Source organism: Pseudomonas sp. PDM20 (genome assembly GCF_014852575.3).
In the GTDB taxonomy this organism is placed as follows: Bacteria; Pseudomonadota; Gammaproteobacteria; order Pseudomonadales; family Pseudomonadaceae; genus Pseudomonas.
In genome coordinates this window covers 5,238,172-5,253,744 of record NZ_CM181224.1, presented here as the reverse complement: position 1 = coordinate 5,253,744, position 15,573 = coordinate 5,238,172, and the positions used below count along the sequence as shown (strand labels likewise).

Here is a 15,573-nt window from a genome sequence, read left to right as displayed (position 1 = left end):
AAAAGCTAGACCACTTCCAGGACCTCCACCGTGTCGCGTCACCTCATGAAAGGACTGACGTTCGTCGGCTCCTTTGTCATTTTTTCAACAATCGCCGGATGTATCAGCACCAACGGCATCGCCCCGCAGGAACAACGCCTGGGCGACACCGAGCTGGCCACCGACGCCGCCATCGCGCACGCCAACCAGGAAGCTGGCTGGCCGGCCGAGCAGTGGTGGCGCGCCTATGGCGATCCGCAGTTGAATGCCTGGGTGCAGACCGCGCTGGAGGGCAGCCCGACCCTGGCCCAGGCCGAGGCGCGGGTGCGCATGGCCATGGCCATGGCCGGCATCGCCGAGTCCGCCGAGTCGCCGCAGATCGGCGTGGACGCTTCGCTGACCCGCCACCGCTGGCCGACCGACTATTTCTACGGCCCGGGCGATCTGGCCGACAGCACCACGTTCAACAACAACGCCGCCCTGGGCTTCAATTATTCGCTGGACCTCTGGGGCCGCGAGCGCAGCAACACCGAGCGCTACGTGAACATCGCCAAGATGACTGCCGCCGAGGCGCGCATGGCCCAGCTGGAGCTGGAGGGCAATATCGTCCGCGCCTACATCCAGCTGTCGCTGCAGTACGCCAAGCTGGACATCGGCAAGGCCATGCTGGCGCAGCAGCAGGGCATCCTGGCCCTGGCCCAGCGCCGCCTCGACGGTGGCATCGGCACGCACTTCGAAGTCAGCCAGGCGGAAGTCCCGCTGCCGGAAACCGAACGCAAGATCGAGGCGGTGGACGAGGAAATCCAGCTCACCCGCAACCAGATCGCTGCCCTGGCCGGCAAGGGCCCCGGCGCCGGTACCTCGATCCAGCGGCCGAGCCTGAAGCTCGCCGAAGGGCCGGGGCTGCCGAGCAAGCTGCCGATGGAATTGCTCGGCCACCGCCCGGACGTGGTCGCCAGCCGCTGGAAAGTCGCTGCGCAAGCCAAGGGTGTGGATGTCGCCCGCGCCGAGTTCTACCCCAACGTCGACCTGGTCGCGAGCATCGGCTACAGCGCCGTCGGTGGCGGCGTGCTGGAGTTCCTCAACGCCGAGAAATTCACCTACGGCGTCGGCCCGGCCATCTCCCTGCCGATCTTCGACGGCGGGCGTCGCCGTTCGCAGCTGAGCCAGGAATCCGCCGGCTATGACGCCGCCGTGGCGCAGTACAACCAGACCCTGGTCAACGCCCTCAAGGGCATCTCCGACCAGTTGATCCGCATGCACTCCATGGAGCTGCAGGAAGGCTTCGCCGCCAAGTCCGTGGCCTCGGCCCAGCGCACCTACGACATCGCCACCAAGGCGTACCGTGGCGGCCTGACCGACTACCTCAACGTGCTCAACGCGCAGACCCGGCTGTTCCAGCAGCAGTTGGTGGAGCAGCAGGTGCGCGCCGCGCGCCTGGCTACCCATGCCGGCCTCGTCGTCGCCCTGGGCGGCGGCCTGATGGACAAGCAGGAAGGCCCGAAAGAGGCGAAGATGGTCCCCGAGACCGTCGACGTCCGCGCGGCCAGCGAGCGCTGAGATGGCCGGCGATTCCTTCAACGGCAGCACCGCCACCCGCCAGCTGGCGCCGCTGGACGCCCTGCGTCGGGCGCTGCTGGAGTGGGGCCGCAGTGACGGCGTCACCTGGGTGTACATCGCCAAGGTGCTGCTCGCCGCGCTGCTGACCCTGTGGCTGGCGATGCGCCTGGAACTGCCGCAGCCGAGCACGGCGACCATCACCGTGTTCATCGTCATGCAGCCGCAGAGCGGCCAGGTGTTCGCCAAGAGCTTCTACCGGATTCTCGGCAGCCTGGTCGGGCTGACCGTGATGGTCGCGCTGATCGCCATCTTCGCCCAGCAGCGCGAGCTGTTCCTGCTCGTCTCGGCGCTGTGGATCGGCCTGTGCACCGTTGGCGCTGCGCGCTACCGCGACTTCCGCTCCTACGCCTGTGTCCTCGCCGGCTACACCGCCACGCTGATCGGCCTGCCTGCCACCCTGCATCCGGAAGCCGCGTTCATGTCGGCCATCTGGCGTGTGCTGGAAATCAGCCTCGGCATCCTCTGTTCCATGGTGGTCAGCGCCACGCTGTTCCCGCAGACCTCCAGTACCGCCATGCGCAGTGCGCTGTACCAGCGTTTCGGCGCCTTCGCCGGCTTCGTCCTGGACAACCTCGGCGGCGGCGAGCGGCCGAAGTTCGAGGCCGCCAACGTGGCCTTCGCCTCCCAGGCCGTGGGCCTGGAAGCGCTGCGCAGCGTTACCCGTTTCGAAGACCCGCACATGCGTCTGCGTTCCGGCCGCCTGTCGCGCCTGAACAACGAGTTCATGGTCCTCACCACCCGCTACCATGCGCTGCACCAGTTGCTCTCGCGCCTGCGTGCGCAGGAAGCCGAGGCCGTGCTGCGTGCGCTGCAGCCGTGCCTGGACGAACTGGCCCAGGTGCTCGCCCCGTGGCGCGGCCAGTCGGTCACCGACCGCGACGCCGAGCGCCTCGCCGCCCAGCTGGAAAGCCACCGCACGCGGATGATGCAACGCATCCGCTCCGGTCGCGCGCAACTGCTGGATGAGCAGGACGATCCGTCCGCGCTGCTGGACTACAACACCGCCGGCGAGCTGCTCTACCGCCTGGCCGACGACCTCTACAACTACGCCCTGACCCACGCCTCCCTGGCCGCGCACAAGCACGAAAGGGAGAACTGGAAACACGGCTTCTCGCCCAAGGCCAACCTGGTTGCCTCGCTGGTGGCCGGCGGGCGCACCGCGCTGATGGTGCTGGTGTTCGGCATCTTCTGGATCGAGACCGCCTGGCCCAGCGGCAGCACCTTCGTGCTCAACGCCGCCGCCGTCGCCGCGCTGGTGTCGGCCGCGCCGGACCCGGCGAAGATGGCCATGCAGATGGCCGTGGGCACCTTCTTCGCGGCCATCCTCGGCTTCTCGGAAACCTTCTTCGTGTTCCCGCACCTGGACGGCTTCCCGCTGCTGGCCTTCGCCCTGGCGCCGGTGTTCGCGGTGGGCGCGTTCTTCTCGATCAAGCCCAAGTACGCCGGCTACGGCCTGGGCCTGCTGGTGTTCTTCAGCTTCGGGGCAATTCCGGCAAATCTCACCGTCTACGATCCGGGCCGCATGCTCAACGAGTACATCGCCCTGGTGATCTCGCAGAGCCTGGCGGCCGTGGTCGCCGCGGTGATCATGCCGCCGACCAGCGCCTGGCTGTGGCGCCGCCTGGAGAAGGACCTGCGCCTGCGCGTGGTGGAAGCCATCAGTGGCAAGCTCGACGGCCTCGTCTCGTCCTTCGAGAGCGGCACCCGCGACCTGCTCAACCAGGCTTACGGCGTCGCCGCGCGCAGCCCGCTGATGCAACGCCGCCTGCTGCGCTGGACCTTCGTGGTGCTGGAGATCGGCCATTCGATCATCGAGTTGCGCGTCGAGCAGGAGAACCTGCCAGACGAGGCCTGCTACGCGCAATCGTCGCCCTGGCGGCAGTCGATTCGCGCCATGGGCCGCGCGCTGATCCGCCTGTTCGTCAAACCCGGGCAGGCCAATCGCGAGCGCGCCCTGGCCGCCGTCGAGCAGGCCATCGACTGCGTCAGGACCACCGACGAGCCTCGCGCCCCGGACTTCGAAAGCTCGCCGCTGCGCCGCGTGCTCAGCTATCTGCACTTCATCCGCAGCAGCCTGCTCGACCCGCAGTCGCCGCTGCGCGATGGCGAAACCTCTTCTGGAAGATCGACCCATGTTGCCTGACCTGCCCCGCGAGATCGCGTTCCACGGGGTCTACATGCCGACCCTGACCCTGATGTTCCTCGTTGCCGCGGTGATCTGCTGGGGCATCGACCGCATCTTCGCCTCCATCGGCCTGTACCGCTTCACCTGGCACCCGGCGCTGTTCCGCGTGTGCCTGTTCGCCTGCCTGTTCGGCGGCCTGTCTCTCACTATCTATAAGTAACGAGCGTGCACCCATGACTCTCAAATCCATCATCAGCCTGCTGGCGACCCTGATCATCCTGGCGGTCGCCGCGTTGATCGGCCGCGCCCTCTGGGTGAACTACATGGATACGCCCTGGACCCGCGACGGCCGGGTGCGCGCCGACATCATCAACGTCGCCGCCGACGTCTCCGGCGTGGTGGTCGACGTGCCGGTGCGCGACAACCAGCAGGTGAAGAAGGGCGACCTGCTGATGCAGATCGATCCGGACCACTACCAGATCGCCGTGAAGCAGGCCCAGGCCCTGGTCGACTCGCGCAAGGCCACCCTGCAGATGCGCCTGCTCAACGCCAAGCGCCGCCGCGCCATGGACGAGGAAGTCGTCTCCCGCGAGAGCCTGGACGATGCCAGCAACACCGCCGCCGCTTCCGAGGCCGACTACCAGCAGGCCCTGGCCGCGCTGGACGCCGCCAAGCTGAACCTGGAACGCACCCTGGTGCGGGCCTCGGTAGACGGCTACGTGACCAACCTCAACGTGCACCGTGGCGACTACGCCCGCGTGGGCGAGGCGAAGATGGCCGTGGTCGACGAGAACTCCTACTGGATCTACGGCTACTTCGAAGAGACCAAGCTGCCGCACATCCGCGTCGGTGACCCGGCCGAGCTGCAACTGATGAGCGGCGAGCGCCTGAAAGGCCATGTCGAGAGCATCGCCCGCGCCATCTACGACCGCGACAACCCGGAAAGCCGCGAGCTGGTGGCCGACGTCAATCCGACCTTCAACTGGGTGCGCCTGGCCCAGCGCGTGCCGGTGCGCATCCACATCGACGACGTGCCCGAAGGCGTCCTGCTGGCAGCGGGCATCACCGCCACGGTGATCGTCAACCCGCAGAGCCGCAACGCGGAACACTCCGACGGCGCGGCTGCGCAGTGATCTGAGCGGATGAATGAAAACGGGAGCCTCGGCTCCCGTTTTCGTTTCTTGGTGCCGCCTTTACACCACACCGGCCACGGCGCCCTGTTCCGAGACCCCGGCGACGGCCAGTGCCCGATGCAGGGTGGGCAGGATGTTCCGGTGGCCGATGATGCGCGCCACGTTGTGGCGCTTCATGTCGGCCCGCAGGAAGCGGTTGGCGCGGCCGAACACCAGGGTCACACCCTGTTTGCGCAGGCGCTCGCAGAGATCGGCCAGCGAACGTGCGGCGGAGTAGTCCAGCCCGGTGATGGCGCCGGCATCCACCACGAACCAGCGCAATCCGGCGGGTGCCCGCTCCACCAGGGCGATGACCTGCTGGGTGAAGAAGCTGTCGTTGGCGTAGAACAGGTCGGCGCCGAAGCGATAGACGATCAGCCCAGGCGCCGTCTGCTTGCCGATCTGTACCGGCACCGGTAGCCAGCGTCCGTCGGCGTCCGGTTCCAGCATCAGGGTGTGCGGGCGGTAGCTACGGCGTACGTGATGCGCCAGCGATAGGGCCATGGCCAGCAGGATGCCCTGCTCGACTCCCACCAACAGCACGGTGGCGGCCGTGAGCAGGGCCATGCGGAATTCCAGCGGGCTTTCCGTGCGCATGGCCAGCAGGGTCTTCAGGTCGATCAGGCCGATCGCGATGGTGAACACCACGGCGGCCAGCACGCAGTGCGGCAGGTACTGCAGCCACTGGCAGAGAAACAGCGCCACCAGGGCCACGATCAGGGCGAAGCTGAGTTGCGCCACCTGGCTGCGCGAGCCGCCCTGTTCGGCCATGGCTGTCTGGGTCGGGCTGCCGTTGACCACGAAGGTGCCGCTGAAGGCAGCTGCCGTGTTGGCGGCCGCCAGTCCGAGGATGTTGGCGTTCTCGTCGTCGCATTCGCTGTGGCGGTCGGCGTAGACGCGGGCGGCTGCTGAACTCTGGGCGATGATCATGATGAAGCAGGCGCCGGCGATCGGCAGCAGCTCCCGAACATCACGCCAGCCCAGCGCGGGCAGCGACAGGCTTGGCAGGCCTCCGGCAATCGGGCCGAGCACGCTGATACCGTGCCCGGCAAAGTCGAAGGCGGCGCTGGCGACAATGCAGCCGACCATGGCCAGCAAGGGGAGCGGCCAGTTGGGCAGCCATTGCCTGGCCGCCAGCAGGAGCGCTACCAGTGAGACTGCGATGGCGGCGGTGGGGAGATGCGCCTGGCCGATATGGCCGGCAAGGAACACGGCTTTCTCGCCGGCCGTCGAAGCGGGCACGACGATACCCAGCATGTCACCGCCCATCGACAGCGCTACCTGTGCACCGACCCCGACCAGAAAGCCGGTCAGTGCCGTGCGCGACAGGAAGTCGGCGAGAAAGCCCAGCCTGAGCAGCCGGGCGATCAGCAGCATGCCGGCGGTCAGCAGCGCGACAGTGCCGGCCAGGGCGATGTACTGCGGGCTGCCAACGGGGGCCAGGCTGGCGAGATGGCCGGAAAAGATAGTCGCGGTGGCCGAGTCCGCCGCGACCACCAGATGCCGCGAGGAGCCTACGAAGGCGAAGGCCAGCAGCGGCAGCAGCGCGGTGTACAGCCCGGTGACTGCCGGCATCCCGGCGATGCGTGCGTATCCGAGCAGCTGGGGGATGTCCATCGCCGCCAGCGAGATGCCGGCCAGCGCGTCGCGCAGCGCGCCTTTGCGGGTAATGGGGCGAATGCCCTGGAGGAGTTTCACGGGAGACGCCATGGTGCTCTACCTGGAGTTTGGTAGGGCATTCGAGCAATGGCGCCGGCCGGCGAACAGCGGGCGACTTCCCAAGGGCCTATCGGAGTCTTCGCGGCATTCCGTCAGGCGTCACCGCGCTGGCGGTTCTTGTAGCTGCCGCGAATGTTCATCGCCGCCAGGCACAGCTGCAGCAGCACCAGCGCATAGGCCTTGGCCGGAATTCCCCAGACGATCCACAGCGCGTTGCTGGCGAGGAACACCCAGAAACCGATCTTTCGCCGTTTGCGCTCGCGGGAGCCGACCAGCCAGGCGGCGAGGACGGTGACCAGCATGGCTGGCCATTGCAGCAGGTCGATCAGTGGCATTCGGGCACTCCCACAGGGCTGTGCTGCTTGAGACCTGTGGGACCGAACAAAGGTGCGAACAACCGGCCGGCTTTCCGGGACTGTTCGAATTGCGGTGCAGTAGTTCGTTCGAGCGATTGTCGACCCGATCTGGATCATTAGGCTGGACCGCGCGGTCTCGCTGTGCAGCTCGATACGGCAGTTGAAAATGACATAAGAACAAAGACTAAGGAGAGGCAAGGTCATGAGTGAGCAAACGCCACAAATCCGTCCCAAGGTTTTCTTCGATGCCGCCGTCCTGGTGGCCTGGGTGGTCGGTGTCGCGATCGTCGGGGTGATCCTGGGCTTCAAGGCGATCTGGGCGCCGTTCTTCTGCGCCATCCTGTTCAGCGTCTATAACAAGGACACCCAACGCATACCCGGCATTCTCTGCGGGGCGGTGACCGGCGTCTGGCTGGCCTGGGGCATCGTCGTTGCCATCGGCCTGCTCAAGACGCTCATGGACCCGATCCTGGCGACGGGCATCGTCCTGTTCGTCGGTGTCTACATCATTTTCTGCGGCGGCCTGTTCGCGCCGTTGTTCATCAATCACAGCGCTTTTGTCTTCCTCACCGTCGCCCTGGCGACCCACCTGGCCGAGCCGCCACTGGCAATCAGCGGGCTGATCGTGATCGGCGGCGGCATCCTGCTGGCGGGTGAGGTGGCGCTGCTCACTTTGCTTGCGCGACTCGGCGCCAAGCCCAAGGTCTCCGCGCTGCCCACCTCGGCCATCGACTGACTTCCCACCTCGGCCGGTTCCGCCTGAGTCCAACGGGCGGAATCGGTCACGAGCAATTTCGGTGGCAGGGGGTGGTGGGGCCCGCAGTCGATGTTCGTGCCCCGGTCAGGGCAGGCCGTCAGACCAGCCCCGGCGCAGCAAAGTGCGGACGAACCGGGTAGCCATCGAGCAGCGCGTTGGTTTTCTCCGGGTCCAGTTCGCCGTTGAAGGGCACGCCCAGCGCCTGGCGATGGATGCCGGTGGACGCCAGCCACAGCGTATCGATGCGTGCGGCCAGCGCGCCGGGCACGTCGGTCACCAGCGAATCGCCGACGAACAGGATGTGCTTCGCGCCGCGCGCTTCCAGCTGCCGCTGGGCGATGCGGAAGGCTGACGGATCGGGTTTGCCGTACCAGTGGACGCTGCCACCTTCCTCGGCGAAGGCTTCGGCCAGGCGACCGGCGCCGAACACCGTCTGGCCGCCGGACACCACCACGCGGTCCGGGTTGGCGCAAAGGAAGGGTTTGTCGGTGGCGCCGCGCAACGGGGCGAAGCGCTCCTCCAGTTCGTGCTGCGGGAAGCTGCCGACGCCGAGGATCAGCGAGGCGGCGTGGATGTCGTCGCAGAAGCGCTCGCGGATCTCCGCCGGCCAGGTGGTCAGCGCGTCGCCGACGCCAACGGTGTAGATGCCGCCGCGCTGGAATTCCCGCTCATGGGTGAAGGCGTCGATGGCCAACTGGCCGGAGGTGGTGATGCCGGCGAACAGCTCGCGGGAGACGCCCAGCCGCACCAGGGTGTCGGCCATTTCCGGGACGCTGCGCGAGGCGTTGCTGAGGAACCACACCGGTTTGCCTTCGGCGGCGCGGCGGGCGAGCCAGTCGAGGGCGCCGGGGAAAACGTCGACGCCGTCGATCAGCACGCCCCAGAGGTCGAGCAGGAAGCCGTCGTAGTCGGCGCAGAAGGCATCCAGGCCGGCGTGGTCGATGTAGCGGGTGTGGGTGACGGCACTGAAGCGGGAGGTGGTCATGGCTTGCCTGTAAAACGGTGGGAGTGCGCCCACGTTAGCGCACTCTCGCCATGACGGTGTGACAGATAAGCCGATCAGTGCGCCGGGTGCGGCGGGCGTTCCTCGCCGAAGGTGTCCGCCAGCCAGCCCTTGAGCTGGCAGCCGGCGAAGGCCGAGGTGCTGCACTCGCCGCTGGCCAGGGCCTGTTGCAGCTTGCCGATGTCGGCCTTCTGTACGTAGGCGATGGCGTCGGTCATGTCGTCTTCGGCGCCGTAGCCGCCCTGGACCATCTCCTTGAGCGCGTCTTCCTTGCTCCAGCCTTGGATCACCGTGCGGTACATGGCGGCGAACAGGCCGGTGCGGTCACGTCCGTGCTTGCAGTGCATCAGCACCGGGCCGTTCTGTTCGGCCTGTTGCAGGATACGCAGGACCTCCAGCACGTCGGCGTCGTCGACGCGGTCAGCGTGGGTCGGGAAGCTGACTGCCTGCATGTCGTGCTGGCCGATCCATTCGCGATCATCGTCCTTGATGAAGCTCACCACGGTCTTCACCTGCAGGCGCTGCAGCTCGGGCAGGTCGGCGCTGCTGGGCAGGGCGCTGCGGTAGAGGGTTGGCGACATCTGGTAGAGGTTGAACGACTTGTCCACCGGCCGGGCCCAGTCGGCCTGCGTCTCGCCGGCGGCCAGGGCAAGCGGGCTGATGCCCAGCATTGCAGTGCTCAGCAGGGCGGCGGCGATGGCGCCACGGAAAATCGAAGGCAGGGACATGGGGACTCCTCTAAGGTCCGCGTCACCTTAGGGAGGGGCCGGTTGTGCCCGGATGAAAAGCAGGTGAAGAAAGCGTGAAGCCTGCTCAGCGTCGTTCGGCGGGCAGGAAGCGCACCAGCACGCCGGGGCGGAAGAACCACCAGACGCACAGCGGATAGCACAGGTAGTTCAGCGCGTAGATCAGCAGCGCCGCCGGGCTGGGTGTGTTCTTCCACGCCGCCATGCCGACGAGGATGGCGTAGAGCACTGCCAACCCACCGCCGTACAGCGCGGTCAGCCGCCAGCGCTCGCCGGTCTGCGCCAGCCGCTTGTGCCGGCGGGCGAACCAGAAGGCCATGGCGGCAGCGATCACCGCAGCCACCAGCAAGGTCGCCGGCACACCACCAACCCGCAGCAGCCCGCGCGCCACGACGTTGAGGAAGAAGGCGGCGAGGATGCCGGCGAGGGCGAGGTAGCGAATCGGGTAAGTCATCAGAACCCCTTCAGCCAGTAGGCACCGGCGAATAGAAGCGCGCTGCTGGCCATCAGCGCGATGGCGAAGGCGCGGCCATCGGCGAGATCCGCCATCAGGCCCTGCCACAGGCGACTCGAGGTGGCGGCGGCGCTCATCACCTCGCGATTGCGCAGCAGGCCGGCACCGTCGTTGGCGCCCTTGAACATCAGCGCGGCCAGCGCGCAACAGGCGAAGCCAACGTAGATCGTGGTTTCACATAGGGCCCCTGTGCTCAGTTCGCCCCGGTAGGCCGTCACGCCAATGGCCACGGCCAGTTGCAGCACAAGGAACGGCAGGAGGATGCGGGCGATGCGGAAGAGGAAGTGCTTCATAGCGAGCCGTCGAGGCCGAAGCGCTTCTTCAGCACCTTGTCCAGCAGGCCGGTGGGCAGCCAGCGCGAGAGCAGCGGCAGGGCCCGGCTGCCGTTGCCGATGCGCAGCAGGCGCGGGCGCGGGGACTTCTGCGCGGCGGCCAGCAGCTCGCGGGCGAAGTCGCTGGCCGGCGTGGGTTTGTCCTGGGAGGCCGCGGCGCGCGCCTGGATGAATTGGCGCAACGGCCACCAGGCGGAGTTTTCGCTGACCACCGCGGCCATCTCGCGGCTGGCGTTGGCCCCGAAGTTGGAGGCGATGGCGCCGGGCTGCACTTCCATCACCTCGATGCCGAAGGGCGCCAGCTCCAGGCGCAGAGCGTCGTTGAGCGCGTGCACCGCCGCCTTCGATGCGCAGTAGGCACCGGCGAAGGGCGTGACCAGCACACCGGACACACTGCCGATATTCACCACCAGCCCGCGCCGCGCCCGCAGCGCCGGGAACAGTGCGCGGGTGACGCCGACCACGGCGAACACGTTGGTTTCGAACTGCCGGCGGATCGCCTGGCTGCCGCCGTCCAGCAGCGGGCCCATGGCGCCGTAGCCGGCGTTGTTGATCAGCACATCGAGGCCGCCGGTTTCGCGCTGCAGCAGCGCGGCGAGTCGCTCGACGGCGGGCTCGTCGTTGACGTCCAGCAGCACGCCACGCAATCCCGCCTGGCCGAGTGCGGCGACGTCTTCATCGCGGCGGGCGGTAGCCCAGACCTGGTAGCCGGCGGCCTGGAAAGCATCGGCGAGGGCGCGGCCGATACCGCTGGAGCATCCGGTGATGAGGGCGACGGGTTGGGGCATGGTCTGGCAGTCCTTGTCTGTGGGCGGGACTACCGTACCGGAATGTGCGGGGCAGGTGAATCAGTTACCGAAGCGGCCGCTCACCCGCTCGGCGCGGAACTCCAGCGTGCTGGCGCGGTAGCCGGGGCGCAGCGGCGGCAGCGGCAGGCAGTCGCTCCAGCTGTCGCCGGCGAGCAGCGCGCCGGGGCCACGGTAGCGCGGGGCTTCGTAGAGGTTTTCGGCAAGGTCGGTGGTGTCGCCGGGGCGGTAGGCGGCGACTTTCCAGCGCAGTTCCAGCAGTGGGCGCGAGGCGCCGTTCTTCAGGCTGACGGCCAGCGGGCGGCCGGGCTGGCACTGCTCGGGCTGGTAGGCGATGCGCAGTTCCAGGTGCTGGAGTTGGCGGGTGTCGCTGTTGTCCTGCCAGATGGCGATGGCGATCACCGAGGCCAGCCCGACCAGCCCGGCGCCGGAGATCGGCAGGGCGCGTGAGGGGTAGCGGATCAGCAGGATGATCCAGGTGACGATCAGCAGGATGCCGTACAGCATGGAGCGCTCCGCGCGGGGTATCGAGCATTACCTTAGCAGGCGGCGGGGTGGGGCGGGTTGATGTAGTGCGGCTCTAGTAGGAGCGAGCTTGCTCGCGAACCTGCCCAGCCGTCGAGGTATCGGCGGATAACCCGTTCCGGGTTATGCGCCCTACGCAGGTACCTCGGCAGGCGCCCATAAAAAAGCCCCCGCACCGAAAGGTGCGGGGGCATTGGCGCTGATGGGGGAAGCGCCGGATCCTCGCGTGGAATCAGCGCACGACGGCGCGCAGCTCCACGTTCTCGGTGGTACGGCCGTAGACGTCTTCCAGACGCTCGATGTCGTCTTCGCCCAGGTAGCTGCCCGATTGCACTTCGATGATCTCCAGCGGGATCTTGCCGGGGTTGGCCAGGCGGTGGACCGAGGCGATCGGGATGTAGGTGGACTGGTTCTCGGTGAGCAGGAAGGTGTTGTCGTCACAGGTCACCTGGGCGGTGCCGGAGACGACGATCCAGTGCTCGGCGCGGTGGTGGTGCATCTGCAGCGACAGGCGCGCGCCCGGCTTGACGGTGATGTGCTTGACCTGGAAGCGGCCGCCCATGTCCACCGAGTCGTAGGAGCCCCACGGACGGTAGACCTGGCAGTGGTTCTGGGTCTCGCTGCGGCCGGCGGCGTCGAGCTGGTTGACCACCTTCTTGACGTCCTGCACGCGGTCCTTGTGGGCGATCATCATGGCGTCCTTGGTTTCGACCACCACGATGTCTTCCAGGCCGACCACCGAGACCAGCTTGCCGTTGCCGTGCACCAGGCAGTTGTGGCTGTCGTGCACCACCACGTCGCCCATGGTGACGTTGCCGTCGGCGTCCTTGTCGTGGACTTCCCAGATCGACGACCAGCTGCCCACGTCGTTCCATCCGGCGGCCAGGGGCACCACGCAGGCGCGGCGGGTCTTTTCCATCACGGCGTAGTCGATGGAGTTGTCCGGGCAGCATTCGAAGGTGGCGGCGTCGATGTTGATCAGGTCGCCGTCGTGCTGGCTGCGCTCGAGGGCGAGCAGGCAGGTGTCGTAGATGTCGGCGTCGTGTTTCTTCAGTTCTTCCAGGAAGCGGCTGGCGCGGAACAGGAACATGCCGCTGTTCCAGAAGTAGCCGCCTTCCTCGACGAACTGCTGGGCACGGGCCTCATCGGGTTTCTCGACGAAGCGCTCGACGCGGATGACGCCGTCCGGCAGGCCGCGCTCGTCGCCGGACTTGATGTAGCCGTAGCCGGTTTCCGGACGATCGGCGGGGACGCCGAAGAGCACCATCTCGCCTTTTTCGGCGGCGTTGGTGGCCAGTGCAAGGGCGCGCTGGAAGGCGCGCTGGTCTTCGATCACATGGTCGGCCGGGAGGATCAGCAGCAGTTCGTCACGGCCTTCGGCCATGAGCTTCATGGCGGCGATGGCGACCGCCGGGGCGGTGTTGCGGCCGAAGGGTTCGAGCAGGATGGACTGGGTCTTCAGGTCCAGCGCTTCGAGCTGCTCCTGGACGATGAAACGGTGTTCCTGGTTGCTCACCACCACCGGCGGCTCCATGCCTTCGAACACCAGGCGTTCCAGGGTCTGCTGGAACAGGGTGTGCTCGCCGGTCAGGGCGAGGAACTGCTTGGGATACTGTTTGCGCGAAAGAGGCCAGAGTCGCGAGCCGCTACCACCGGAAAGGATTACTGGGATCATCGGGTTTCTCCTAAAGCGTTTGCGTTCTGTTGGCCGGACCACGTCATGCGGGCCGGCGTGCGGTTTGGGTGACCTCTCCTGTGCTTGCCGTCGTTGCGGCGCACGGGTTCTTCTGCCGGTGCTGGACCGGTCTTGTTGTTCTGGGTGGAGCGGGGCGCGTCAGTTGCCGGTGCGCCCCAGGACCCTCCCCGAGGGAAGGGCAGGCAGTTCGTGCCGGCGGGAGGTGTGGCGCCTCGTCCGCACTCCGGATGGGAGTGGCAGTGCAGCATCCGCCGGCGCATGGATCAGTCCGCCTTGACCGGGCGCTTGACCCACACCGGGTTCAGCTTGCCGCTGTCGCCGGTGACGTAGAGGCAGACCACTTCGCCGCGCTCGAGGGTGACGGGCTTGAGGTCGCTGACCTTCTTCGCGCCGTCGAACAGCGCCAGGTTCACTTTCACCGGGTTGATCTCGCGGTCGCCGTGGCTTTGCGGGGCGACGTTGCTGACCACTTCGGTCTTGCCGTCGGCGGTCTTCAGGGTGAGGGCCTTGCCGCTGAGGTTCTGTACGCGGACGAGGGCCTTCTGCTTGTTCTTGAACGGCGGCTCGGGCACCAGGCGCGGCTGGCCGCCGGGCTGGCTGACGAGGGTGTAGTAGGCGTCCGGGTCGAGCTTCACCGGCAGGCTCTGGGAGCCGACCTTGGCGGTGTAGTTGCCCGGCGGGAGGAACTTGAAGTCGCTGGAGCCCAGCGGCGAGATGTCGTTGAGGGTGGCGTTGCCGACGCTGACGGACAGCTCGCCGCTGCCGGCGTTGTAGGCCCGCACGAAGGTGGAGCCCTTGGGAGCCTGCGGGCCGTACAGCGCGCCTTCACCGCCGGCGAAGGCGCCGAAGGATGCGGCGCCCAGGGCCAGTGCGAGGGCGGACGACTTCAGGGTGCGAATGCTCAGTCGGTTCATGCTCAGTCGGTTCATGGGGTGTACCTCCGTCTACTTTCTCTTGTGGGCACGGGTGGTGCCCCGTTCAGCGCTCGGTGCGCCGTGGGTTCGTTGGATCAGTGTGCTGCGGCCTGGTTGGAAGCCAGGCGTTCGTCGCGGCTGCCCGCTGCCCGCAATTGCGCCACCCAGTCCGGGTTGAACTGGCTCAGGTCGCTGTGCATCGGCAGGTAGCGTTCGGGGAATTCCCAGACCAGCAGTTGCGCCGGCTTCTGCTTGAAGCCTTCGTCCTGCAGGAGTTCGAGCATCGGTTCCAGGGGGCCCTTGCCCTCCTTGGCGTAGTTGATGACATCCGCCGAGAGCGCCTGCTTGAGGGCGCCGGCGAAGTTCCAGCGCGCATTGGCGCTGTAGCTGGTGCCGACCAGGGCGACCTGCGGCTGGGCGCTGTCGCCGAAGAGGTCGCCGCCGCCGCCGCCGCTGTCGCTGGAGTCGGCAGAGCCGGCGGTTTCCTCGGCCGGGTGGGTCTGGCGCTGCTGCAACTGGTCTTCTTCAGGAAGCAGGTTGGTGAACAGCGGGTCCAGGGGCAGGAAGGTCAGCAGGTCGCCCTTGTGCGCTCCGCTCTTGCCGGCCTCGGTGACGAAGCTCTGGGTCGGCAGGTCGGCACCCTGGCCGGCGCGGATGCTTTCGCCCAGGCGCTGGGCCACGGCTTCGGCGCCCAGCGGGGTCCAGTGGGTGTCGGTGCGCAGGAAGACCTGACCGTTGTCCTTGGCCTTTTCCATCGTCTCCAGCAGCTCGGGCGCGGCCATGCCGGCCTGGCGGGCGCGCTGCAGGAAGTCGGTGTAGAGCGAGGCGTGCAGGGCAGCCGGCTGTTCCTTGCCGACGTACTCGGGATACAGACGGGTCTTGGCCGGGATGATCGCCAGCACCAGCTTCACGCCACGGCGCTCCAGCTCCTGCTGCACGCCGCGCACCAGCGCCCAGTTGTCTTCCAGTTGCTGCTGGGTGGGCGCGGGCTTGAACTCTTCATCGGTGAACAGCCAGCCGTCCTTGCCGATCACCACGCCGGGGCGGCCTTCGTCGAAGACGGTGTAGTCCAGTGCGGCCCAGAGGTTGGTGCCCAGGCGCTTGATGGGGAATTCGTCGTCGTAGTGGCCTTCGAAGGCGTGGGCCAGCTTGCCGTTGAGTACCGTGGTGCCCTCGGCGGCGGAGAAGCTGGGGAAGGCCTTCAGCGACCAGCCGGCGAGGCCCAGCAGCATCCCGCCGAAGGCGGCGATGTAGGCGTACTGGAGGGGCCTGGCGATTTTCTTGGTTTCTACTGACATGATTGCCTCGC

The 15,573-nt window shown here is 67.3% G+C and carries 16 protein-coding genes; 5 read left to right on the top strand and 11 right to left on the bottom strand.

Translation table 11 applies throughout. The features are described 5' to 3' along the window. Positions 1-45: 45 nt before the first annotated feature. From IB261_RS24155 to IB261_RS24140, 4 genes are read left to right on the top strand one after another with little or no spacing between them, the layout of a single operon-like run. A complete protein-coding gene (locus tag IB261_RS24155; protein WP_081516203.1) occupies positions 46-1,539 on the top strand; it encodes an efflux transporter outer membrane subunit in 1,494 nt (497 codons plus the stop codon). A gap of 1 nt (position 1,540) precedes the next feature. After that, positions 1,541-3,742, top strand: a complete 2,202-nt coding sequence (locus IB261_RS24150; protein WP_081516202.1) for an FUSC family protein — start codon at positions 1,541-1,543, stop codon at positions 3,740-3,742. A 1-nt stretch (position 3,743) separates the two neighbouring features. Then, entirely contained in the window at positions 3,744-3,944 is a 201-nt protein-coding gene (locus IB261_RS24145) for a DUF1656 domain-containing protein (protein WP_081516439.1), read from the top strand. Positions 3,945-3,957: 13 nt separating this feature from the next. Further along, positions 3,958-4,857: an efflux RND transporter periplasmic adaptor subunit gene (locus tag IB261_RS24140; protein ID WP_192380996.1), complete on the top strand. Its 900-nt coding sequence runs from the start codon at positions 3,958-3,960 to the stop codon at positions 4,855-4,857. 60 nt (positions 4,858-4,917) lie between these two features. Here the strand turns inward: IB261_RS24140 and IB261_RS24135 are convergent, their stop codons facing one another. After that, positions 4,918-6,606, bottom strand: coding sequence for a SulP family inorganic anion transporter (locus IB261_RS24135; RefSeq protein WP_192380997.1), 1,689 nt, complete (start codon positions 6,604-6,606; stop codon positions 4,918-4,920). 101 nt (positions 6,607-6,707) lie between these two features. Beyond that, entirely contained in the window at positions 6,708-6,950 is a 243-nt protein-coding gene (locus IB261_RS24130) for a hypothetical protein (protein ID WP_081516198.1), read from the bottom strand. A gap of 223 nt (positions 6,951-7,173) precedes the next feature. Between IB261_RS24130 and IB261_RS24125 the strand changes: the two genes are divergently transcribed. After that, a complete protein-coding gene (locus tag IB261_RS24125; RefSeq protein WP_081516196.1) occupies positions 7,174-7,707 on the top strand; it encodes a hypothetical protein in 534 nt (177 codons plus the stop codon). Positions 7,708-7,825: 118 nt separating this feature from the next. On the opposite strand, the gene IB261_RS24120 is transcribed toward IB261_RS24125, so the two are convergent. The 9 genes from IB261_RS24120 to IB261_RS24080 all read right to left on the bottom strand — a co-directional run bounded on the left by IB261_RS24120 (position 7,826) and on the right by IB261_RS24080 (position 15,562). Next, positions 7,826-8,713 (bottom strand): TIGR01459 family HAD-type hydrolase, encoded by an 888-nt coding sequence (locus tag IB261_RS24120; RefSeq protein ID WP_081516194.1) that lies wholly within the window; start codon positions 8,711-8,713, stop codon positions 7,826-7,828. A 74-nt stretch (positions 8,714-8,787) separates the two neighbouring features. Next, positions 8,788-9,459 (bottom strand): tyrosine-protein phosphatase, encoded by a 672-nt coding sequence (locus IB261_RS24115; RefSeq protein ID WP_192380998.1) that lies wholly within the window; start codon positions 9,457-9,459, stop codon positions 8,788-8,790. 85 nt (positions 9,460-9,544) lie between these two features. Further along, positions 9,545-9,931, bottom strand: a complete 387-nt coding sequence (locus IB261_RS24110; RefSeq protein ID WP_192380999.1) for a hypothetical protein — start codon at positions 9,929-9,931, stop codon at positions 9,545-9,547. Further along, positions 9,931-10,284 carry a hypothetical protein gene (locus tag IB261_RS24105; protein ID WP_192381000.1) on the bottom strand — a complete coding sequence of 118 codons (354 nt, stop codon included), beginning with the start codon at positions 10,282-10,284 and terminating at the stop codon, positions 9,931-9,933. The genes IB261_RS24110 and IB261_RS24105 overlap by 1 nt, the downstream gene beginning before the upstream one ends. Next, a complete protein-coding gene (locus IB261_RS24100; protein ID WP_192381001.1) occupies positions 10,281-11,111 on the bottom strand; it encodes an SDR family oxidoreductase in 831 nt (276 codons plus the stop codon). Before IB261_RS24100 ends, IB261_RS24105 begins: the two co-directional genes overlap by 4 nt. 60 nt (positions 11,112-11,171) lie before the next feature. Continuing rightward, positions 11,172-11,636 (bottom strand): multidrug transporter, encoded by a 465-nt coding sequence (locus IB261_RS24095; RefSeq protein ID WP_192223947.1) that lies wholly within the window; start codon positions 11,634-11,636, stop codon positions 11,172-11,174. Positions 11,637-11,886: 250 nt separating this feature from the next. After that, positions 11,887-13,329, bottom strand: a complete 1,443-nt coding sequence (locus IB261_RS24090) for a mannose-1-phosphate guanylyltransferase/mannose-6-phosphate isomerase (protein WP_081516182.1) — start codon at positions 13,327-13,329, stop codon at positions 11,887-11,889. 284 nt (positions 13,330-13,613) lie between these two features. Then, positions 13,614-14,264, bottom strand: a complete 651-nt coding sequence (locus IB261_RS24085; RefSeq protein ID WP_045211319.1) for an alginate O-acetyltransferase AlgF — start codon at positions 14,262-14,264, stop codon at positions 13,614-13,616. 95 nt (positions 14,265-14,359) lie between these two features. Continuing rightward, positions 14,360-15,562 (bottom strand): alginate O-acetyltransferase, encoded by a 1,203-nt coding sequence (locus tag IB261_RS24080; RefSeq protein ID WP_192381002.1) that lies wholly within the window; start codon positions 15,560-15,562, stop codon positions 14,360-14,362. Positions 15,563-15,573: the final 11 nt, after the last annotated feature.

Bases quoted from the DNA above. Each gene is read 5' to 3' on its own strand.
- IB261_RS24085 (WP_045211319.1), bottom strand. From the start codon at position 14,264: ATGAACCGACTGAGCATTCGCACCCTGAAGTCGTCCGCCCTCGCACTG.
- IB261_RS24090 (WP_081516182.1), bottom strand. From the start codon at position 13,329: ATGATCCCAGTAATCCTTTCCGGTGGTAGCGGCTCGCGACTCTGGCCT.
- IB261_RS24140 (WP_192380996.1), top strand. From the start codon at position 3,958: ATGACTCTCAAATCCATCATCAGCCTGCTGGCGACCCTGATCATCCTG.
- IB261_RS24095 (WP_192223947.1), bottom strand. From the start codon at position 11,636: ATGCTGTACGGCATCCTGCTGATCGTCACCTGGATCATCCTGCTGATC.
- IB261_RS24120 (WP_081516194.1), bottom strand. From the start codon at position 8,713: ATGACCACCTCCCGCTTCAGTGCCGTCACCCACACCCGCTACATCGAC.
- IB261_RS24135 (WP_192380997.1), bottom strand. From the start codon at position 6,606: ATGGCGTCTCCCGTGAAACTCCTCCAGGGCATTCGCCCCATTACCCGC.
- IB261_RS24130 (WP_081516198.1), bottom strand. From the start codon at position 6,950: ATGCCACTGATCGACCTGCTGCAATGGCCAGCCATGCTGGTCACCGTC.
- IB261_RS24115 (WP_192380998.1), bottom strand. From the start codon at position 9,459: ATGTCCCTGCCTTCGATTTTCCGTGGCGCCATCGCCGCCGCCCTGCTG.
- IB261_RS24080 (WP_192381002.1), bottom strand. From the start codon at position 15,562: ATGTCAGTAGAAACCAAGAAAATCGCCAGGCCCCTCCAGTACGCCTAC.
- IB261_RS24155 (WP_081516203.1), top strand. From the start codon at position 46: ATGAAAGGACTGACGTTCGTCGGCTCCTTTGTCATTTTTTCAACAATC.
- IB261_RS24150 (WP_081516202.1), top strand. From the start codon at position 1,541: ATGGCCGGCGATTCCTTCAACGGCAGCACCGCCACCCGCCAGCTGGCG.
- IB261_RS24100 (WP_192381001.1), bottom strand. From the start codon at position 11,111: ATGCCCCAACCCGTCGCCCTCATCACCGGATGCTCCAGCGGTATCGGC.
- IB261_RS24105 (WP_192381000.1), bottom strand. From the start codon at position 10,284: ATGAAGCACTTCCTCTTCCGCATCGCCCGCATCCTCCTGCCGTTCCTT.
- IB261_RS24110 (WP_192380999.1), bottom strand. From the start codon at position 9,931: ATGACTTACCCGATTCGCTACCTCGCCCTCGCCGGCATCCTCGCCGCC.
- IB261_RS24125 (WP_081516196.1), top strand. From the start codon at position 7,174: ATGAGTGAGCAAACGCCACAAATCCGTCCCAAGGTTTTCTTCGATGCC.